The organism is Novosphingobium sp. TCA1, assembly GCF_009811895.1.
Taxonomy (GTDB): domain Bacteria; phylum Pseudomonadota; class Alphaproteobacteria; order Sphingomonadales; family Sphingomonadaceae; genus Novosphingobium; species Novosphingobium panipatense_A.
The window spans coordinates 1-17,756 of sequence record NZ_BLJH01000019.1 but is presented as its reverse complement, the minus strand read 5'-3'; the positions used below and the strand labels follow the sequence as shown (position 1 = coordinate 17,756).

The 17,756-nt window shown below is 64.7% G+C and carries 22 protein-coding genes; 11 read left to right on the top strand and 11 right to left on the bottom strand.

From position 1 onward, the window contains the following. Positions 1 to 6: 6 nt before the first annotated feature. A complete protein-coding gene (locus tag NTCA1_RS19130) occupies positions 7 to 825 on the bottom strand; it encodes a sugar phosphate isomerase/epimerase (protein ID WP_159831478.1) in 819 nt (272 codons plus the stop codon). Positions 826 to 1,031: 206 nt separating this feature from the next. Here NTCA1_RS19130 and kdsA point away from each other — a divergent pair, with 206 nt between their 5' ends. Beyond that, on the top strand, positions 1,032 to 1,874 hold the full coding sequence (gene kdsA, locus NTCA1_RS19125) for a 3-deoxy-8-phosphooctulonate synthase (protein ID WP_159831477.1): 843 nt from the start codon (positions 1,032 to 1,034) through the stop codon (positions 1,872 to 1,874). A gap of 54 nt (positions 1,875 to 1,928) precedes the next feature. Here the strand turns inward: kdsA and NTCA1_RS19120 are convergent, their stop codons facing one another. From NTCA1_RS19120 to NTCA1_RS19110, 3 genes are all read right to left on the bottom strand, one after another. Then, positions 1,929 to 2,738, bottom strand: a complete 810-nt coding sequence (locus NTCA1_RS19120) for a 3-deoxy-manno-octulosonate cytidylyltransferase (RefSeq protein WP_086491208.1) — start codon at positions 2,736 to 2,738, stop codon at positions 1,929 to 1,931. Between the two features lie 7 nt (positions 2,739 to 2,745). Continuing rightward, positions 2,746 to 3,783 carry an SIS domain-containing protein gene (locus tag NTCA1_RS19115; protein WP_236549465.1) on the bottom strand — a complete coding sequence of 346 codons (1,038 nt, stop codon included), beginning with the start codon at positions 3,781 to 3,783 and terminating at the stop codon, positions 2,746 to 2,748. Positions 3,784 to 4,054: 271 nt separating this feature from the next. Next, on the bottom strand, positions 4,055 to 5,059 hold the full coding sequence (locus NTCA1_RS19110) for a phytanoyl-CoA dioxygenase family protein (RefSeq protein ID WP_159831476.1): 1,005 nt from the start codon (positions 5,057 to 5,059) through the stop codon (positions 4,055 to 4,057). 183 nt (positions 5,060 to 5,242) lie between these two features. On the opposite strand from NTCA1_RS19110, the gene NTCA1_RS19105 reads away from it, so the two are divergent. The 4 genes from NTCA1_RS19105 to NTCA1_RS19090 are packed head-to-tail and all read left to right on the top strand — an operon-like array spanning position 5,243 to position 10,169. After that, a complete protein-coding gene (locus tag NTCA1_RS19105; RefSeq protein ID WP_236549464.1) occupies positions 5,243 to 6,460 on the top strand; it encodes a DUF2279 domain-containing protein in 1,218 nt (405 codons plus the stop codon). A gap of 28 nt (positions 6,461 to 6,488) precedes the next feature. Continuing rightward, positions 6,489 to 7,319 carry an inositol monophosphatase family protein gene (locus tag NTCA1_RS19100; RefSeq protein ID WP_159831475.1) on the top strand — a complete coding sequence of 277 codons (831 nt, stop codon included), beginning with the start codon at positions 6,489 to 6,491 and terminating at the stop codon, positions 7,317 to 7,319. Between the two features lie 10 nt (positions 7,320 to 7,329). Then, complete coding sequence (locus NTCA1_RS19095; protein ID WP_236549463.1) at positions 7,330 to 8,967, top strand: beta-3-deoxy-D-manno-oct-2-ulosonic acid transferase; 1,638 nt, start codon at positions 7,330 to 7,332, stop codon at positions 8,965 to 8,967. A gap of 17 nt (positions 8,968 to 8,984) precedes the next feature. Beyond that, positions 8,985 to 10,169: a glycosyltransferase family 1 protein gene (locus NTCA1_RS19090; RefSeq protein ID WP_159831474.1), complete on the top strand. Its 1,185-nt coding sequence runs from the start codon at positions 8,985 to 8,987 to the stop codon at positions 10,167 to 10,169. 10 nt (positions 10,170 to 10,179) lie between these two features. On the opposite strand, the gene NTCA1_RS19085 is transcribed toward NTCA1_RS19090, so the two are convergent. Together NTCA1_RS19085 and NTCA1_RS19080 are read right to left on the bottom strand one after the other, a co-directional pair. Then, positions 10,180 to 10,716 carry a hypothetical protein gene (locus NTCA1_RS19085; RefSeq protein ID WP_159831473.1) on the bottom strand — a complete coding sequence of 179 codons (537 nt, stop codon included), beginning with the start codon at positions 10,714 to 10,716 and terminating at the stop codon, positions 10,180 to 10,182. Between the two features lie 96 nt (positions 10,717 to 10,812). After that, entirely contained in the window at positions 10,813 to 11,124 is a 312-nt protein-coding gene (locus NTCA1_RS19080; protein WP_159831472.1) for a hypothetical protein, read from the bottom strand. A 610-nt stretch (positions 11,125 to 11,734) separates the two neighbouring features. On the opposite strand from NTCA1_RS19080, the gene NTCA1_RS19075 reads away from it, so the two are divergent. The 3 genes from NTCA1_RS19075 (at position 11,735) to NTCA1_RS19065 (ending at position 12,879) form a co-directional block, all read left to right on the top strand. Next, positions 11,735 to 11,977 carry a DUF2061 domain-containing protein gene (locus NTCA1_RS19075; protein WP_159831471.1) on the top strand — a complete coding sequence of 81 codons (243 nt, stop codon included), beginning with the start codon at positions 11,735 to 11,737 and terminating at the stop codon, positions 11,975 to 11,977. Between the two features lie 108 nt (positions 11,978 to 12,085). After that, a complete protein-coding gene (locus tag NTCA1_RS19070) occupies positions 12,086 to 12,514 on the top strand; it encodes an OsmC family protein (protein WP_086491200.1) in 429 nt (142 codons plus the stop codon). Between the two features lie 56 nt (positions 12,515 to 12,570). After that, positions 12,571 to 12,879, top strand: a complete 309-nt coding sequence (locus NTCA1_RS19065; protein WP_159831470.1) for an alkylphosphonate utilization protein — start codon at positions 12,571 to 12,573, stop codon at positions 12,877 to 12,879. Between the two features lie 213 nt (positions 12,880 to 13,092). On the opposite strand, the gene NTCA1_RS19060 is transcribed toward NTCA1_RS19065, so the two are convergent. Continuing rightward, the gene (locus NTCA1_RS19060; protein ID WP_159831469.1) at positions 13,093 to 13,563 is read right to left on the bottom strand and encodes a COG3650 family protein; all 471 of its coding nucleotides are present in this window, start codon (positions 13,561 to 13,563) and stop codon (positions 13,093 to 13,095) included. Between the two features lie 325 nt (positions 13,564 to 13,888). Here NTCA1_RS19060 and NTCA1_RS19055 point away from each other — a divergent pair, with 325 nt between their 5' ends. Further along, positions 13,889 to 14,170, top strand: a complete 282-nt coding sequence (locus NTCA1_RS19055) for a hypothetical protein (RefSeq protein ID WP_086491197.1) — start codon at positions 13,889 to 13,891, stop codon at positions 14,168 to 14,170. A gap of 99 nt (positions 14,171 to 14,269) precedes the next feature. Here the strand turns inward: NTCA1_RS19055 and NTCA1_RS19050 are convergent, their stop codons facing one another. Further along, positions 14,270 to 14,662 (bottom strand): hypothetical protein, encoded by a 393-nt coding sequence (locus tag NTCA1_RS19050; RefSeq protein ID WP_086491196.1) that lies wholly within the window; start codon positions 14,660 to 14,662, stop codon positions 14,270 to 14,272. 138 nt (positions 14,663 to 14,800) lie between these two features. Here NTCA1_RS19050 and NTCA1_RS19045 point away from each other — a divergent pair, with 138 nt between their 5' ends. Then, entirely contained in the window at positions 14,801 to 15,361 is a 561-nt protein-coding gene (locus NTCA1_RS19045) for a hypothetical protein (protein WP_159831468.1), read from the top strand. Between the two features lie 15 nt (positions 15,362 to 15,376). Here NTCA1_RS19045 and NTCA1_RS19040 read toward each other — a convergent pair whose 3' ends face one another. Both NTCA1_RS19040 and NTCA1_RS19035 read right to left on the bottom strand, forming a co-directional pair. Then, complete coding sequence (locus NTCA1_RS19040) at positions 15,377 to 15,763, bottom strand: nuclear transport factor 2 family protein (protein WP_086491194.1); 387 nt, start codon at positions 15,761 to 15,763, stop codon at positions 15,377 to 15,379. A 251-nt stretch (positions 15,764 to 16,014) separates the two neighbouring features. After that, the gene (locus NTCA1_RS19035) at positions 16,015 to 16,611 is read right to left on the bottom strand and encodes a hypothetical protein (RefSeq protein WP_159831467.1); all 597 of its coding nucleotides are present in this window, start codon (positions 16,609 to 16,611) and stop codon (positions 16,015 to 16,017) included. Between the two features lie 252 nt (positions 16,612 to 16,863). On the opposite strand from NTCA1_RS19035, the gene NTCA1_RS19030 reads away from it, so the two are divergent. Then, complete coding sequence (locus NTCA1_RS19030; protein ID WP_159831466.1) at positions 16,864 to 17,508, top strand: response regulator transcription factor; 645 nt, start codon at positions 16,864 to 16,866, stop codon at positions 17,506 to 17,508. Here the strand turns inward: NTCA1_RS19030 and NTCA1_RS19025 are convergent. Then, positions 17,505 to 17,756 (bottom strand): DUF72 domain-containing protein (locus tag NTCA1_RS19025; protein ID WP_159831465.1); only part of this gene is annotated, 252 nt, incomplete at its 5' end. The genes NTCA1_RS19030 and NTCA1_RS19025 overlap by 4 nt on opposite strands.

Here is a 17,756-nt window from a genome sequence, read left to right as displayed (position 1 = left end):
TATTTCTCAAGCCAGCAAGGCCCGTGTGCGGGCGACCACTTCCACCAGATAGTCCCGCGCCGCTTCCACGCCGAGCGCCGCCTGCGGCAGCGAGAGGTCGAGACCCAGCGTCTTGCCGCGCGGGAGGGCATCCACGAATTCACGCAGCGGCAGTTCGCCTTCTCCGGGAATCAGGCGGTTTTCTTCTGCCTCGATCCTGTAGTCGCCCTGAGACTTGAGCGCGGCATCACAAAGCCGGACATGGCCGATGAGCGCCGCATCGAGTTCCGCCAGTTCGCGCGCGACACCGCCGGAGCGGAAGAAATGCATGGCGTCCACCGTCACGCTCACGCGCTCCTCACCAATGTGCGCGACGAGGGCGAGCGCCTCCTGAAGGGTGCGCAGCGTCATCACCGGCGAGAATTCGAAGGCGAAATCCATGTCCCGCTCGCGCGCCATCTCGGCAAGGCGAGCCATGTAATCGAAGGCCCTCTCGCGTTCGAGCCCGTTGTCGCGCGCACCGATACGGCGGGTGCCGAGCTGCGCAAAGAGATCGAGATCCGGCGCATGATCCTCCGGCGCTACGGTGGCCGAGGCCTCGATGCCCTCGCCGAGGCCGATGCGCAGCCCGCCGTCGGCCAGCGCCGCCTTGACCTCGCGGCGAAGCGCAGGATCCGTGCGCAGGGACCACGGCGCATAGCCGCCCTGCCGCTCCCCGGCCCGGCCAATCTTTTGCTCCAGACCCATCGACACGGCCTTGCAGCCCATTTCCGCTGCAAGGCGGACGTGATCGACCGGGTCCATGCCCGCAACCGTGCGCATGTCTATGCCGAGAGGGTGGGGCATTTATGAAAACCTCGTGAGTCCGTGGAACGAGCCGACGCGTTCCTGAATAGCCGCGCCCGGTCGGTTCGCGAACCCTCCTTTAGAGGAAAGCCACAGTGTGCATCGTGACGAAGTGCGGGACATGCCGGAACTTCGTGAATTGCGCTTGACGCCGCTCCCCGCCCCGGCGACGGCCACCCCTTCATCGAAGAGGACATACCTGCGCCATGATTCCCTCCGTTTCGCTGCTCCCGAACCTGACTTTCGCCAACGACCGCCCCTTCGTGCTGATCGGCGGAATGAACGTGATGGAAAGCCGCGAGGCGGTGATGGAGGTGGCGGCGGAGTTCGTGCGGGTGACCGGCGACCTCGGCATTCCCTATGTCTTCAAGGCCAGCTTCGACAAGGCCAACCGCTCCTCGATTTCATCGTTCCGCGGCCCCGGACTGCAAGAGGGCATGCGCATCCTGGCAGAGGTGAAGGACCGGTTCGGTGTGCCCGTCCTCACCGACGTCCACGAGCCGTTCCAGGCGCAGGCCGTGGCGGAAGTGGCGGATATTCTGCAGCTTCCCGCCTTCCTTGCCCGGCAGACCGATCTCGTCGTCGCGCTGGCCCGCACCGGCAAGGTCATCAATGTGAAGAAGCCGCAGTTCCTGGCACCTCAGGAAATGCGCCATATCATCCGCAAGTGCGAAGAGGCGGGGAACGGCCAGGTGCTCCTGTGCGAGCGCGGCTCCTCGTTCGGCTACAACAATCTCGTCGTCGACATGCTCGGGATGGACGAGATGAAGGCCATGGCGCCGGTCGTGTTCGACGCCACCCATGCGCTTCAGCGGCCCGGCGGGCGCCCCGACAGCGCCGACGGCCGCCGCACCCAGGCAGCGGCGCTCACTCGGGCCGGCATGGCGCTCGGCATAGCCGGGCTGTTCCTGGAAGCGCACCCCAATCCCGACAAGGCGCTTTGCGATGGTCCTTGCGCCCTGCCGCTTGGTCAGCTGCGCGCCTATCTCGAACAGGTCCAGGCTATCGACGGGCTGGTCAAGGCGTTCCCGCCGCTCGATATCGATTGAGGCGGAACGTCGGGGCGGTCATTCACCGCCCCGGAAGCATCAGGCCCAAGAGCATCAGATGATGCCGCGTTCCTTGAGAATGCGCTCGATCACCGGCTTGTCGCCGGGGTTGTTCAGCTCGATCGCATCCCACGAGAGCGGATCGAGCGTCACCACCGAAACCGGCAGGCCGAGATCGAGAAAGCGCAACTGCTCCAGCCCCTCCAGCAGTTCCAGCTCGCAGGGCGGTGCAGCGACATAGCGCTCCAGCGCCTCGCGCCGGTAGGCATAGAGCCCGAGGTGCAGGTGGACCGGCGGAAACTCCCGCGCGGCGGCCTCTGCCGGAAGATAGGGTAGCACGCGCTTCGAAAAGTAGAGCGCACGGCCGCGACCGTCGATCACCGCCGTCGTGCCGCCCACGCGCCCTTCGGCCTGGTCCTGGACAAGGTGCGCGTAGACCGAGCGGGAGGCCCGCACGGCCGGGGTGGCCATGATCGCATCGGGGTCCTGATGGAGCCGCTCGACCAGTGCAGGCACGACGCCTGCCGGGGAGAGAGGCGCATCGCCTTGCAGATTGACGACGACGTCAGCCACGGGCCCCAGCTTCGCAATCGCCTCGGCGCAGCGCTCCGTGCCGTTGGCGCAGTCGGGCGAGGTCATCACCACCTGCCCGCCGAAGCTCTCCACTTCGGCGGCGATCCGCTCGTCGTCGGTGGCGACCCAGACGCCCGCCGCGCCGGGGACGCCCATGGCGCAGTCCCAGCTTCGACGGATCAGGCTGCGCTCTTCACCGGTGGCGCCTGCCAGGCGCACGAGCGGTTTGCCGGGATACCGGCTCGACGCGAAGCGCGCCGGGATGACGATGGCAAAACTGGAAGATGTCACGAAAGGTTCAGCTCAGCCCCGAGCGCAGGAAGTCATGAACGTGGATGATGCCGACCGGGATCTGGTTGATCGTGGCCACCATCTCGTCCTCGACGACAGCGCAGTGCGGGCCGTCGTCACCCACCACGAAGGCGCAGGTGATCTGCGCATCGTTGAGGAAGCGCAGCGCATCCTCTGCCGCCATGTCGGCGCGCAGCATCTTGGGCTGCGGGGTCATGACGTCACGCGCGCAAACTTGGTCGAGCACCTTGAAATGGCGTCGCAAATCGCCGTCGGTGATGATGCCGGCCAGCCTGCCTGCGGAATCGACGACACCGGCGATGCCGAAGCCCATCGAGGTCATGCAGGTGATCACCGCATCCATCGACAGGTGGAGATCGACGAGCGGCAGCTTGTCGGTGCCATGCATGAGCTGGCTGACCGAGGCGAGCCGCAGGCCGATGGAACCGCCGGGATGCAGCGCCTTCAGGCTTTCGCGCGAGACGCCCTGCATGTCCATGAGGACCATGGCGATCGCATCGCCCAGCGCCAACTGCTGCGTAGTCGAGCTGGTCGGCGCGATATTGGCCGAGCAGGCCTCGGTCGCGATCGGCAGCAGGACGCAGACGTCGGAACGGCGCTCGACCAGCGAATCGGCGTAGGAGGTCATGCCCACCACGGGAATGCCGCAGCGTTCCGCGTGATCGAAAAGGACCTGGAGTTCGGCGGTATTGCCCGAATTCGAGATGGCCAGAACCACGTCGCCTTCGACGACCATGCCGAGATCGCCGTGCGCCGCTTCTCCCGGATGGAGATACATGGCGGGCGATCCCGTGGCCGAAAGAGTAGCGGCGATCTTGCGGGCGATATGGCCCGACTTGCCGACACCGGCCACCACGATCCGCCCGGTGGCACCGGCAAGCAGTTGGCAGGCCTTGGTAAAGCTCGTTCCCAGCGAGGCCGCCAGGCTGTCCAGCGTGCGCGCCTCGATATCGATGACTTCGCGGGCTCTCGAGATAATGAGATTGCTGGCCCCGACAGTGATCGGGACGACCGAATTCGACAACTTAACCCCCCTGCTCGCGTGCTTTCGATTGCTGCGCATCGCCTACACCTTGCTGGCTGCACTGCACAACGCCACAGTCCTGACATGTACTGTTAGACGGCGGTACAGTTCGCGATTTTGTGCTACGCAGCATGACTGGCTATGTAAACCCCACAATATCCCTGATTTCCACGACCTGTCGCAAATAGAGCACAGGGCTCGGCCAGTGACAGTTGCTTATAGTTGACCGAAGTTAATCGTGATTGCGTGATGTCTGGGAAGTTGCGCGGTTTCAATCTAACGCGTCTACCGCACGGCGCTGACCGACGCTGCGCCAGGGCTGGCCTGCCACGTTCTCGAACCTGTCGCGCAGTCTCCACAGCCAGCCGATCCGACGCTCCGCCAGACCGGGCAGACTCAGCGGATCCCCGCCCAGCCAGGGCAGGAAGGGATTGCGGCGGGAATAGGACCAGATCTCGACCCGCTCGATCGGACGGACGGAACCGCCTCTGGCATGGAAACCCAGAGTATCCGCCACCACCAGGGTATTGGCGGCGACTGCGAGCGGGCGGGGCTGCGGCAATCCCATTTCCGCAAGGTCGCTCTCGCGCACGCGCGGCGACCCGCGCGCCGATAGCCGGTCTATCGCCAGCGGATCCGACAGGCTGCGGCGATATTCCCAATCGAGCCGCGCCTTGTTCAGGCGATGCGATCCCGGAACGAACGTGAAAGGCGCCTCGTCCGCCGGAACGGGGTTGAGGAACAGCCATGACTTGAGCGAAGAATGAAAGGCATCGGCATGGAGCGATTCCTGCGGGTCCGCCTCGTTGCTGGCATCGTGAGTCACGATGGTCTGCACATAGTGCAGCGGTTCGATCCGAAAACCGGCAACGTAATGGAACAGTGCCTTGAGATCCGCCCGGCCGAGCAGGCGGCGCAATTCGGGAATCGAACGGAACATTGCGGGGTCGATCGCGAGACGGCGGGTAATCGCATCACCCTGCCGCATTTCCCGCGCCTCGCCCTCGTAGCCGAGGATGGCTTCGCGAAGCTTCGGGAACTGTTCCGCCGGAATGACGTTCTCGATCGCGACATAGCCGTCACGGTCGAACGCCTCGCGCCAGTCCTTGCGCACTTTCCGGGCAAGTCGACGCCGCCGCCAGTCGCAGAGCGCCCCGGCGATACGCACCCGCAGGCGGTGCAGTCCGAGGCGATTGAGACGCTGCGATCCCAGCAGCGGATTATCCAGAAAACTCTTGGCAGAAGTGCCGAGCTGGAAGATCCAGATCGGCGACATGAGTAACGACTTGACCGACTTGAGAACAATCATATGAAGAGAGCTACCGATTTCGAGGCGCTTTGCCAATGCCCCCGCCAATGATCCCATTGACCGCCGGCGGCAACTGCCTTTGATACCCGCTCGATTGAACGGATATTTTCGGCCGACAACGTGACATAATTTTTCAGGGTAAAACGATTCATGAGGATGGGTTACCGCGGCCGGGCAGTTCTTGCGCTCGTCACCTGCTTAACCGCCACGCCGGCCTGGGCAAACGCACTTGAAGGCACGGCATCCCTCCCGGATTACGACTCGGTTACGACATCGACCACGCCCTCATTCGAACACGCCGCACCTGAACTGGCGGCAACCACTTGCATCGGCCCCTTTGCCTCGTCTTGCGGCTCCGGCCTTGCACAGCCGGTTTCGGTTTCGCAGTGGAACCTTGCCGACATCGCCACGCCGCCTGCCGCGCCTGATCTCACCGCTCTTCCCCCGGTCGCGCTCGACCCGCAGCCCGCAGCCCCGGCCGACATCTACGGGCCCACGAACAGCGTGGCTTCGGGCCCCGCCGCCTCGCTGCCGCCCGGCGTCAGCCTGGACGGCACCGGGCATGTGCCGCGCGAATACGCCCAGTACCGCGGCTTTTTCAAGCAGGCAGGCACGATCGAGACCGAATTGGGCATCCTGGCCGTCTATCTCGGCGCGCAGACGATCCCGAAGCTGTTCAAGGACACGACCTCCTTCCACTTCAAGGATGAAGGCTGGTTCGGCAAGGACACCACGACGATCGGCATGGACAAGCTCACCCATGCCTTCAACACTTACCTGATCGCCAATATCCTCCATGCTAGGCTGCACCGGAACACCCAGGCCTCGCAAGGGGACGCGGTGACGGCGGGCGTCCTGGCGGCCGGCCTGATGGCGATCAACGAAATCTCCGACGCCATCGAACCGGACAGCGGCTATTCGATGCAGGACATCGCCATGAACGTGGCCGGCGCGACGCTTTCGGTCCTGCGCAATTCGGTTCCCGGCATGAAGGACAAGTTCGCCTTCAAGATCGAGATCATGCCCAACGACCAGATCTACAGCCATGTCGGCAAGAAGCACTACGCCCAGCAGCGCTTTATGTTCTCCCTGAAAGGCGCAGGCTTCGAGGGGCTGCAAAAGACGCCCCTGCGCTTCGTCGATTTCCAGGTCGGCTATTATGCCACCGACTTCCTCAACAGCGACCGGGACAAGGGCATCGAGCCGAAGCGCCACCTGTTCTTCGGCCTCGGGCTGAACGTGGGCGAACTGCTGTTCGGCAAGTCCAATTCGCGCTTCGGCAAGGCGGCCTATTCGGTGCTCGATCACATCCAGCTTCCTTATACCTCGCTGCGTGTCGACACACACGGAGAGTTCGGACATTGGTGAGCGCCGCCCTTACCGAGATTCGCCTGCCATGAACCAAAGCCTTACGCCTGCCGTCGAGCGGGCCATGCGCGATGCCGCACGCATCGCGATCATGCCGCGCTTCGGCACGGCGGCTGCGCGGGCCATCGCCGACAAGGCGCAGGCCCCCGGTGACTGCGAACCGGTGACGGCGGCCGACCGCGAATGCGAGGAAATCCTGAGCGAACGCCTCGCCGCCCTGATCCCGGGAGCAAAAGTTATCGGCGAAGAGGCGGTGCATCACGATCCCGAGCTTCTGGACGGCCTTCGCTGTGGCACCTGCTGGATCATCGATCCGCTGGACGGAACCGCCAATTTCGCGGCGGGCACCGGCCCCTTCGGCGTGCTCGTGGCGCTGGCGGAGGACGGCATTCCCGTCGGAGGCTGGATACTCGATCCGCTGTCCGGCCGATTCTGCGCGGCTCTCGCGGGGCGCGGCGCTTTCCTGAACGGCGAGACGTGGCAGGCAAGGGCATCCGGGCGAGACCGGCCGCTCGTGGCCGTGACGCGCCTTATGCCCGATCCCGATCGCGGCCGGCTGCTTGCGGCTCTCGCGGAGCAGGCCGAAGTGCTCGACAGTCCGCGCTGCGCCGCCGATCAATATCCGCGCATCGCCTCGGGCGAGAACGACGTGACCCTGTTCACCCGCACGCTGCCCTGGGATCACGCCGCCGGGATCGTGTTCCTGAACGAGGCCGGTGGCCGCGCTGCCCGGCCCGACGGCACCGTCTATCGCTGCGATGACGCGCGCGAAGGCCTAATCGCCGCGACGACCAGCCAGGACTGGGAACGCATGGCAAGCCGCCTTGCCGCGCTTGGCGAGACGCTCTCGCGCCGATAGAGACACCGCGATGACTTTGCCGTTCCTGCGCATTCCTCCCTTTCCGGGCCACCGCGCCGCGCCGCTGGCACAAGCGGGCGAGACCAGACCTGTCGACGGCACCGCCCTTGCCGACCGTCTGCGCCAGGCGCGCGTGGGCGGCACATTCTGGGCCGCCGTATCCGCAATGCCCGAAGGCCGCCGCGTGCTGGTCTCGGTCTCCAACCCGGCAGCCGCGCAGGCCGTAGCCCGGCACATGCGCAACCTCGATCTCATGGAAAAAGCGGCGGCGCTCGGCCGGATCCCCGGCCTCGACGGGCTTCCCCGCCTGCCCGCGCCAAGCGATCCCTGGCACCTCTGCGCCCAGGCCGACCGCGTGATTGCCGATGCCGAGGATGAAATCCTGCTGGTCGCCGCGCTCTGCGGCTGCAGCGTCGAGCCGGTGGGCGCGGGGCGCTTCGCTACGCTGGCCGATCCCCAGCGACTGGAAGAGACGGTCGCCGCCGAGCTTTCGCGCTGGACCTATAGCGATCCTTTCGGCCGGGGCAGGATCGCACCCGCGCAGGCCGTCGACCTGCTGGCCGACTGGCGCAGGCTGATCGATGCCAACCGCCCGGTCGCCGCGATCTACGGAATCGCCCGGTGGAAGCGCATCACCGCGGATAACCTGCTCTGGGACGGATCGATGCCGGTGCGGCACGACAGGGCGGCACGGGAGGTCCCGCAGGCCTCGCAGGCGCTGGCCTGGATCACCCGCAGCGATGCGCGGACGCTTGCCGAACTCGAAACGCGCGGCGTGCGCATCGGCGAGATCGAGGACGGCATGATTCGCTCGACCGGCCTCGGCGCCAACTGCGTGCCACCGCTCTCGATCGTGGTCGATGCCAAGGGCCCCCACTTCGACCCCGCCCAGGCCAGCGACCTGGAGATCATCCTCGAAACGGCGACGATCCCGGAAACCACGATCCTGCGCGCCCGCAAGCTGCGCGAACGGCTCGTCTCCGGCGGGATCAGCAAGTACGGCCAGGACAGCCAGCGGGCACTGCCCGAGGACGGACCACCGCGCAGCAACGGCCGCAAGCTGGTGCTCGTCACCGGCCAGGTCGGAGACGACCGATCCGTGCTCTGCGGCGGCGGCGGGCTGGACAACCTGGAACTCCTGCGCCGCGCGAGAGGCCACGAGCCGGACGCCCATATCGTGTTCAAGCCCCATCCTGACGTCGAGGCCGGTCACCGCAAGGGCCACGTTCCCGACGCCCGCGCACTGGAGTTTGCCGACGAGATCGACCGCACCTCCTCGATCGCATCGCTGCTGGACCGCGTCGATGCCGTGCATGTCCTGACTTCGCTGGCGGGGTTCGAGGCACTGATGCGCGGGCGCGAAGTCGTGACGCACGGGGTGCCTTTCTATGCCGGATGGGGCCTGACGCGGGACCTTGGCGCCGTGCCTGCGCGCCGCACCCGGCGGCGTTCGCTCGACGAACTCGTCGCGGCCACGCTCCTGCTCTATCCGCGCTACCTCGATCCCGTCACCCGGCTGCCCTGCGATGCGGAAACGCTGGTGGACAGGATCTCCGGCGGACAGGCGAACGTGCGCTCGGCGCTGATTCGCTGGCGGGAATTCCAGGGAAGAATGAACCGCGCGTTCGGCTGGCTGACCGGGCGATGAAAGGAAACCGAACTTCCATGACCGAGCGTCCTTTCGTGCTCGACGTCAGCCGCCTGATCTGGCGCCTCTGGGCTGGACGGCTGCCGACCGGGATCGACCGGGTATGCCTCGCCTATCTGGAGGAATTCGCGGATCGCTCGCTGGCGATGCTGCAATCGCGCGAACGCCGCGTGGTGCTGGGGCCGCGCGGTAGCGACCGCCTGTTCGCCCTGCTGCGCGCCGGGGTGGGCAAGCCGATCCGTCGCGCGCTGGTCGCCCGGCTGGCTACGGCCGTGCCCATGGCCATGGCTCGCCCCCCGCGCGTGGAGGGCAAGATCTACCTCAACGTCGGCCATACCGGACTGAACGCGCCGGGTCTGGTGGATTGGCTGGTCGCCAAGCGGCTGCGCCCGGTCTTTCTCATTCACGACCTCATCCCGATCACCCACCCGCAATATTGCCGCGCCGGGGAGGCCGATCGCCACGCGGCGCGCATGCGAGGCGCCCTGGCGGCAGCGCAAGGTTTCATCGTCAATTCGGCAGACACCGGCGAGGAACTGGCCCGTTTCGCGCGGAGCGAGGGGCTCGCGCCTGCGCCGATGCTCGTCGCCCACCTGGGAATCGAACCGCTCGCTGCTGGGCCAAAAGCGGCTGAACTCGCCCCGACAGACCGGCCCTATTTCCTCTGTCTCGGCACGATCGAGGCCCGCAAGAACCACATTCTCCTGCTGCGCGCCTGGCAGGGCCTGCGCGAAAGGCTGGGTGAGGAAACGCCGGATCTGGTGCTGGTCGGCCAGCGAGGCTGGGAAGCGCAGGACACGTTCGACCTGCTCGATTCGCAGCAGCACGAGAATGGCCGGATCATCGAACTCGCCCGCTGCACCGACGGCGAACTGGCCGCCCTGCTTGACGGCGCCCGCGCATTGCTGATGCCCAGCCACGTCGAAGGATATGGCCTGCCCGTGCTGGAAGCCTTCTCACGCGGCACGCCCGTGATCGCCGCAGACCTTGCCGTCTACCGCGAACTGGCGCCCGGCATCCCGATGCTGCTGCCGCCTGACGACGTGCAAGCCTGGCAGGACGCCGTGCTCGCCTGCCTCGGCGACAGCGCGGAAACGGCGCGGCAGCGACAGTTGCTCGGGGACTATCAAGCCCCGAACTGGGCAGACCACATGGCGCTGGTGGAAGACTGGCTGCCCCGGCTGGAAAGCACGCCTTCCTAGGACTTCCACCCTAACCGATCGAGCAGCCGCTGCCCTCGCTGGTCTTGGAGCCGTCCGGGCGATACCAGGTCGCGATCGGTCCCGCCTTCTCGTCGTAGTAGCAGACCGAGGAGACGGCGTTGGTCGTGGCATCGACATGGACGGCGTAGTTGTGCGCGCCGCAATTGTGCTGTTCGCACTGCGAGGCGGCGATGTCGTTGTCCTTGCGCATGACCGGGCCGACCGGGCCCTTGATAGCGGCAATGGCCTCCAGCACCTTGGGATCGGTGACGGCGCGCGACACGCCTTCCTGGACCAGCGGATGCGCGAAGAAGGTATAGTCGCCCACCTTGTCCAGCGGATACTTGCCCACATAGACTGAAAGGCTGTCCACCGCTCCGGTGGAGGCGGCGGCGGTTGTTTCGCCCGTTTCCATTTCGGCGGCGGAGGTCTGCTCCGCCATCGTTGGCGAGGCGGCGGGGCTGGGCTCGGCGCCGCCCTTGCATCCTGCAGCAAGGATCATCAGGGCGGCGCTGGACAACAGGGCAGGCCAGTGCGGGGTCTGCATCGGGCTTCCTCCTTCACGTTCGAATTGATTTCGAATCGCCCCTGAGGATCGCCTGTTCCCAGCAAAACCGCAATCGTGCTGAATTGACGTGCTTAATTAGCCGCGAATGGCAGGCCTCAGGCGCATCGCGAAGCACAGCACGAACGGCCAGAACAGCGTGGCGACCGCGTCCCAGATCGTATCGTGCCAATTCCATGAACCGTGGGCCAGGCGATCGATATATTCGTTCCCCACCTCGAAGATCACCACCATCGCCAGCGGCCAGTTGGAACTGAGCTTCTTCTTCATCACTATCGCAGTGAGCAGCCAGATCGTCAGGCCCGCATATGTATGGGCGAACTTGTCGGGGGCCGGGCACTGCGCGACGATCCAGTTGATCGCGCGCTCGTATTGATGAACGAATTTCATGCCGTCTTATGCTGCGCCGCACCTGACCGGTCCACCCCGGAAAAGATCCGGCACGGTGACAATCTGGATAACCGCGACCTAAAAACATCAAGGCGCCGAAAAACATCAAGGCGCGACTGGCCGTGGCCCGACGCGCCTTGATCTTCTCCCTTCCCTCGGCCTTGCGGCTTTCGCGCCGCATGCTCGGTCTCGCGCGATCCTGTCGCGCCCTGTCCTTTCAGTGTCCTGTCCTTCCATGTCCTTTCAATCGCCCCAGAGACGATCCGCCCCCCGTCCAGTTGACAGACTGCGTGAAACGCAGGCTTTCGCTGGATGAAGGGCGAGATCGTCCGCTCGGGGAACCGGACTGGAAATCACGGAAGTAGCGCCGCCCGTTTCGGAAACCGCGCGCCGTTCCGCCGCTTGCAAAAGCCGCGGCGCACAGGGGCAAACCCACCTGCAATGCTGTCAGGAATCGCTTCATGACACCACCCTCTTCCGTGACGGCACCCTTCTTGGCGGGGCCGTTCTTGCTTGCCCACAGCCATAGCAGCCGATCAAAGAAATCGGAAGCGGTCATTGGCGCAAAGGCGCGGAATTCCGATATTTTGCACTGCGAAAGGAATTTCCCGTGCCCCGTGACCTCACCAAGACACTGACCTACTTGTGCCTGCACCTCACCGTGGGCTTCACCGTGGCCTATGTGATGACGGGTTCGCTCGCGCTGGCGGGCGGTATCGCGCTTGTGGAACCCTGCATCAATGCCGTAGCCTTCTGGTTCCACGAGCGGGCCTGGAAGCGATTCGATGCTGCATCCGCTAACGCCGACACAGGCTCTGCCGCCATCGCCGCCCGGGCGCTTCATCCCGCGTGAACGCGGACCGGCCCGTCTGAACACCGCAAATCGGGAACAGCCTTCCCCTCGTCGCGTTGATCCGCCTCCGCAAAAACCTTCTCTGCACGCCCACTGAAAGGACCTTGCATGACGACGAATTCCGCCTCCGCACGCTATTCCGGCCTCGGGAAAGAGGGCAAGGGTGCCATCACCACGCGTTCCGGCGTGCTCAGCGACCAGCCTTACGGTTTCGGCACCCGCTTCGAAGGCCAGCCCGGCACCAATCCCGAGGAACTGATCGCCGCCGCCCATGCCGCCTGCTTCACCATGGCCACCAGCTTCGCGCTGGCCAAGGCCGGTTTTTCCGACGGCACGCTCGACACACAATGCACGATCACGCTGGACAGCGCCGACGGCGGCTTCGCGGTCACGAAGTCCGCGCTCACCCTGAAGGCCAGCGTGCCGGGCATCAGCGCAGAGGACTTCGCGAAGCTGGCCGATGAAGCCAAGGCTGGATGCCCGATCTCCAAGCTGCTCAATTGCGAGATCACGCTGGAAAAGTCGCTGGAGGGCTAGGAAAGCCCGTCGCCGCCTGCCATGGCCCCGCCTGACCCCCCGCGGAAAGGACGATCATGGCAGGCGACGACGAGGACTACGTCTATGACGAGGACAGCGGCGAATGGATGCCCGCGTCCCAGCTGGCCAGCAAGCGCGCCGCGGAAAGCAGCGTCGAAGTGCGCGATGCCGTGGGCAACCTGCTGGCCGACGGCGATCAGGTGACCCTGATCAAGGACCTTGACGTCAAGGGCGCCGGGCAGACCCTCAAGCAGGGCACGCTCATCAAGTCGATCAGGCTGACCGGCGATTCTCAGGAAATCGATTGCAAGTATCCCGGCATCAAGGGCCTGGTCCTGCGCGCGGAATTCGTTCGCAAGCGCTGAGGGAACAGGTGCCGGATCCCCGGGTTGTCCATAGGGACGGGGGCAACCGAGAGCCGTATTACCGATGAAGATTCATGTTCTGGGCGCTGTCGCCGCTGCCATTGCCTTCGGGGCGCTGGCAGGCGCCTGCCTTCCGGCGGGCGAGACGCTGAGCGGAGATTCGGCGCGGAACGGGGAACCCGCGAGAACCGAACCTGCGGCGTCGCCCGAGCGTCAGCGGATTTCGGTAGCGGAAGCTGACGGTCCCGAACCGGGCCGCGCGTCCGTCCAGGCGCAACCCTGACGGGTTTCCGCGCCGATCCTCAGCATGGCGGTGTATGGATAAGTCCGGTCGGAAATCCCGTCGCTGCATATGCCCGGCGCAATCGCCAGAGTCAGCGCCGCCCCCTTGCGCTCCCCACTGAACGAAAGACCGCCGCGACCGGCGAACCGTGAGACGGCGATGACCTCGGGTTCAGGAGAGTCCGGGGTGGAATAAGTCATCCGTCCGCCTGCGATCTCCCCGTTCCAGAACGGTTCGGTGCCCAGCACATGCAGGCGGTCGCTCTCGGAAATCTCATGGAAGGGCGCGTGATCCTGCGCGTCGCCCGGAACGTCCTTCGCGTCGCCGTGACAGGCTGACAGCGTAAGGGCGGCCGTGGCGACCATCAGGGCGCGCTGCAAGGCAGCATGATGCGAAGTCATGCCCCGAGGCTAGCCCTATCGCGCAAGGGACGCAATCGACGCCGGTGACGCCAGCCGGAGGGCTACCGCTGCGAATGCGATTCGCGGGCAAGAGAACGGTGGTCCCACCCGAAAACGGGGAAATTTTAAGAAAGATGCGAGCCGGCCTCGGAATCCGTTACCGCTAACATCATCTATCTCCGCCGAATTTCCATCAGTTGCAGTTTATGCAAAACCGGTGGCAAGTAATGCTATTGCGACAGCGGTGTCAGATCTACATGTTGCACTGCAACAAGATAAGGGGTGCCCGAGGCAATCTCCTATCGTTCAGACCAAGGATTTTGCCATGATGAAGACCGTTTTCGCCGTTGGCGCCGCTTTCGCCGCCCTCGCCACCACCGCTGCTCACGCTGACGACGCCCGCGAATTCTCGCACGACGGTGTCCACTACAACTACACCACCGAGCAGAAGGGCAAGGTTACCGTGATCGAGGGCACCGCCTCGGGTCAGGTTCCCTTCCGTCTTTACGTCGCCGGCAACCGCGTCACCGGCACCTACAACTCGCGCAACGTCAACTTCCGCCTTGCCGACGCCAAGGGCGCTCTGGCTCAGGCTGCTGCCCAGTAAGGCAAGTTGCACAGGGGCGTTTCGATACGCTCCCGAGGCTTACAGGAAAGGGCGCTCTTCCTTCGGGAGGAGCGCCCTTTCCTTTGTCTGCGGCGGCCTTCAATGCCGCTTCTGCAACACGTCCTCGTGCCGGATCAGGCGAATTTCCAGATCGCCTCCGCCGTCATGCCTGGCCGCGATCGCCGCGCGCATTTCCTCGATAGCGAATTCGTCCGACCCCGGCGGGACCTTGTAGCGCGCCACAACCATGCCTTCCTCGACATCCACGACACTGAAGTGGCTCGAAATGCAGGAGGCCGCCAGAGCATCGAGATCGAGCCCGTCCGCCAGGTTCCAGGTCTTGCCCTCGCGCGAGCGGATCCGTTTGCGGCAATGGCGGCAGGTGCAGACCAGCGTGCCGTCATCGTCACGCTCGCGCCGCCCGTCGGGCTCGTGAACGCGCGTGAACCAGCAAGGGGTCAGCGAATAGGCGTCGGAGCGTTTCGTAAACATGCGTTCACCATGTCACCCGGTCATGAACGGATGCTTGCCTCGGACCCTCGGAAAATCCCCTATACGTTCACCTCGCCGACATCCTGCTTCGGTTAGTCCTATATTGGGTAGGTGAGGTCGACATGATGCGGAGTTGAAATGGGTTTCGGCAAGTGGTTCCTGGTGCTGGCGGCCGGTGGCATCGGTGCGGGCGTGGTCGTGGCAGGCATGACCACCGACAGGATGCAGAAGTATTCCGACGGCTATGCGCTTACCGATTCGGGCGTGAAATCCGGCAGCCGGGCCGGCGCGCACCGCGACTATGACGACGAGGAAGCGCAGGACTATGCGCTTTCCGACGGCTCCGCTGAGTATTCCGAAGAACAACGCTCCGGCTTCGGACCGCCGCGCGGACGCATGGTGATCCTCGACGGCTCCGGCTGGACGGACGAGCCCCGGGCCTACCGTGAGCCCAACTGGAGCGAGGAGCCCTATCCGCAAGACGAGCGCCCCTTCGTCTCGCCGCCACCCCGCAGTTTCCCAGGGCGCGGACAATTTGAACGCGGACAGGATGCCTACCAGCCCGGTCCCCGCGAATACCTGCCGCAGCAACCTGCCCCCCGGCCCAATGCCCCCACGCGCGATTCCGCTGCCGAATCCGCTGCCCGCGCTGCTGGTGCTGCCGCCGATGTCATGGCGGCGGAACGCGAAGGCGCCTAAGACCGACGCCTCTGTTCAGGCCAGCGTGAGGAAGACTTCCGCCTCGATCACCCACTCGCCGCCCAGTTCCCGCCACTTGGCTGTGTAGACGCCGGAGGCTGCCAGCACGTCCGAAGTGCTGTCTATGCCCTCCCAGCGCCCCTGCTCCAGCGCGATCGGCTCCACCGGAGAAACGGTGACCTGCTCGGGCGTGCGCGTGTAGACCAGCCGCGCGGTGCCCGCGAACTCGCGCCGCCAGACCTTAACCTGCCCCATCCGGCCCATGATCACCGCGCTGTCGGTGCCCGTCACCATGACGCATTCGCGCGCCAGGATCGGCCCGATCGCAGCGGCGTCACGCTCGGCTATCGCACGGTTGAAGGCGGCACGGCGGGACCGGATGGCCAGTTCCGCAGCGCTCATGCGTACTCCGGGGAGCCGGGACAGGTCGGCAGGTCATATTTCATCGCGGAAGGCTCTCACATGGCGAAGTCGGGAGACAGCCTTAGAGTCTGTTTGAAAATTCGCGAAATGCGAATTTTGCGGCACCGGCCCCGTTTGGATTCAGGCGCCCCCACCCACCACCCAGCGGTATTATCCTGCGGGTGGCGGGTGGGGGCGTGGGCCGGTGCCGCTCCAAAAAATGCCCATCGGGCATTTTTCAAACATGACTCTCAGGAACAGCCCTCGACATAGCCCAGCACGGGCATAGTGCCGACGTGGATCAGCTTGACCTTGCCATCCTGGCCGATCTCGAAACGCAGCGCGGGATCGCCGCTCACGGCATTGGGCGCGGTGAGGTACTTCGCCGGAGAGGCCTCGTACTTGTGCGGCTCCTCGCGGAAACCGGCGAACCACTTCTTCAAGTCCGCCTCGGTGGCACCGACGCCGATGCCTTCCACCAGCTTGACTTCCGACCTCTGGCCCAGCGTGATGCGGCGCACCTTGTCCTTATCGACGATGGCGTAGACGCCCGGATAGGCCGGGGACGTCACCGTGCGGCAGGTATCGGAGGCCTGCGCCCCGCGCTCGCGCCAGGACGATCCCGCAGGTACGGCCTTCCCGACCTTGAGATTGCCCAGCCCCTCCAGCGACAGCACGTTCACCGGTGCTTCTGCGGCAGGCGCTGCCGGGGCGGATGTCGCAGCCATGTCCTCCGGCATGGCGGACGAGGTTTCCACCGCGCCGGACGGCTCCGCTTCCTTCGCGGGCTGAGACGAACAGGCGGCGAGCGCAATGGCCAGAGCGGATGCGACGAGGGCGTTCTTCATGACCGAAAAACGAAAGGGGCGGCGTGATGTTCCTGCGAAATATCCAGCCCTGCCGCCACGAAATCTCCCCGCCTTTTGTATTCTTGTACAAGTTTGATAAATTTCGATGATATTTAAATCGATTGCCTTTAGTCTCCCAGGGTTATTACCTATAGAACGCCCCTACTCCGATGCCCTAGCCAAATACGCAAGCAGCAGGGTCGCCAATAATCGTCTTAACCTATTGCATTTTGCAGGGATTCAAGGTGATTCATGGCGCAGAGACTGGCAAAGATCATGATCGTCGATCAACAGGAAGTACTTCGCCTGGGTGTGAGGGAAACTTTGGGGGCACATCATGAATGGGACGTCGCGGCGGAAGCGGTGGACGGCGAGGAAACGCTCGCATTGGCGCGGGACCTGCACCCAGACCTGATCGTATTGGAACATTGCCTGAAATTCGTGAACGGGCTCGACCTCACCCGGCGCCTCAGGAACGAACTGCCCGCCGCCAGGGTGATCCTTTACACGTCCTGCTTCACGGACGATCTGATGATCGAATATATCCGGGCCGGTGCGCGCGGGATAGTGCTCAAGACCGACAATCTCGAAGAACTTCGCGTTGCGGCCAGGAAAGTCCTCGCCGGAAAATCCTATTTCTCGTCCGCGATCTCGGAAATCCTGGTCAACAAGCTGTCGCAGACCGACGACAACAAGCCATCGGCCTTGACCCCCCGCGAGAGGCAGGTCGTGCAACTGATCTCCGAAGGCCAGATGAACAAGCAGATCGCCTATATTCTGGGCCTGAGCACCAAGACCATCGAGACGCACCGCGCATCGGCGATGAGCAAGCTCAATTTCATGACGACGGCACAGCTGGTCCGCTATGCCGTGAGGAACAACCTGGTCTCGGTTTAAAGTTTACCGATCAGGGCCATGGCCGCTGCGGGTGCCCTTTCCTTCGCGCCGTTGATGAAGAACAGGCTCACATCGCGCCCGGACTTCGACCACGCCGCCGCACGAGCGGCCCAGTGGTCGAGTTCGGCGTCGGGATAGCCCTGCTCGATCTCGCTCCGGGCATTCTGGAGCCGGGCATAGACGAAAGGTAAGCGCGAAATTCCGGGCACCTGTTCGGTTGAGTGCCGCAGTGTGAAGGATGTGTCCAC

Excerpts from the sequence above, each read along its gene's own strand:
- NTCA1_RS19130 (WP_159831478.1), bottom strand. The coding sequence starts at position 825 with ATGCCCCACCCTCTCGGCATAGACATGCGCACGGTTGCGGGCATGGAC.
- kdsA (WP_159831477.1), top strand. The coding sequence starts at position 1,032 with ATGATTCCCTCCGTTTCGCTGCTCCCGAACCTGACTTTCGCCAACGAC.
- NTCA1_RS19110 (WP_159831476.1), bottom strand. The coding sequence starts at position 5,059 with ATGTCGCCGATCTGGATCTTCCAGCTCGGCACTTCTGCCAAGAGTTTT.
- NTCA1_RS19105 (WP_236549464.1), top strand. The coding sequence starts at position 5,243 with ATGAGGATGGGTTACCGCGGCCGGGCAGTTCTTGCGCTCGTCACCTGC.
- NTCA1_RS19100 (WP_159831475.1), top strand. The coding sequence starts at position 6,489 with ATGAACCAAAGCCTTACGCCTGCCGTCGAGCGGGCCATGCGCGATGCC.
- NTCA1_RS19095 (WP_236549463.1), top strand. The coding sequence starts at position 7,330 with ATGACTTTGCCGTTCCTGCGCATTCCTCCCTTTCCGGGCCACCGCGCC.
- NTCA1_RS19090 (WP_159831474.1), top strand. The coding sequence starts at position 8,985 with ATGACCGAGCGTCCTTTCGTGCTCGACGTCAGCCGCCTGATCTGGCGC.
- NTCA1_RS19085 (WP_159831473.1), bottom strand. The coding sequence starts at position 10,716 with ATGCAGACCCCGCACTGGCCTGCCCTGTTGTCCAGCGCCGCCCTGATG.
- NTCA1_RS19080 (WP_159831472.1), bottom strand. The coding sequence starts at position 11,124 with ATGAAATTCGTTCATCAATACGAGCGCGCGATCAACTGGATCGTCGCG.
- NTCA1_RS19070 (WP_086491200.1), top strand. The coding sequence starts at position 12,086 with ATGACGACGAATTCCGCCTCCGCACGCTATTCCGGCCTCGGGAAAGAG.
- NTCA1_RS19065 (WP_159831470.1), top strand. The coding sequence starts at position 12,571 with ATGGCAGGCGACGACGAGGACTACGTCTATGACGAGGACAGCGGCGAA.
- NTCA1_RS19060 (WP_159831469.1), bottom strand. The coding sequence starts at position 13,563 with ATGACTTCGCATCATGCTGCCTTGCAGCGCGCCCTGATGGTCGCCACG.
- NTCA1_RS19055 (WP_086491197.1), top strand. The coding sequence starts at position 13,889 with ATGATGAAGACCGTTTTCGCCGTTGGCGCCGCTTTCGCCGCCCTCGCC.
- NTCA1_RS19050 (WP_086491196.1), bottom strand. The coding sequence starts at position 14,662 with ATGTTTACGAAACGCTCCGACGCCTATTCGCTGACCCCTTGCTGGTTC.
- NTCA1_RS19045 (WP_159831468.1), top strand. The coding sequence starts at position 14,801 with ATGGGTTTCGGCAAGTGGTTCCTGGTGCTGGCGGCCGGTGGCATCGGT.
- NTCA1_RS19040 (WP_086491194.1), bottom strand. The coding sequence starts at position 15,763 with ATGAGCGCTGCGGAACTGGCCATCCGGTCCCGCCGTGCCGCCTTCAAC.
- NTCA1_RS19035 (WP_159831467.1), bottom strand. The coding sequence starts at position 16,611 with ATGAAGAACGCCCTCGTCGCATCCGCTCTGGCCATTGCGCTCGCCGCC.
- NTCA1_RS19030 (WP_159831466.1), top strand. The coding sequence starts at position 16,864 with ATGGCGCAGAGACTGGCAAAGATCATGATCGTCGATCAACAGGAAGTA.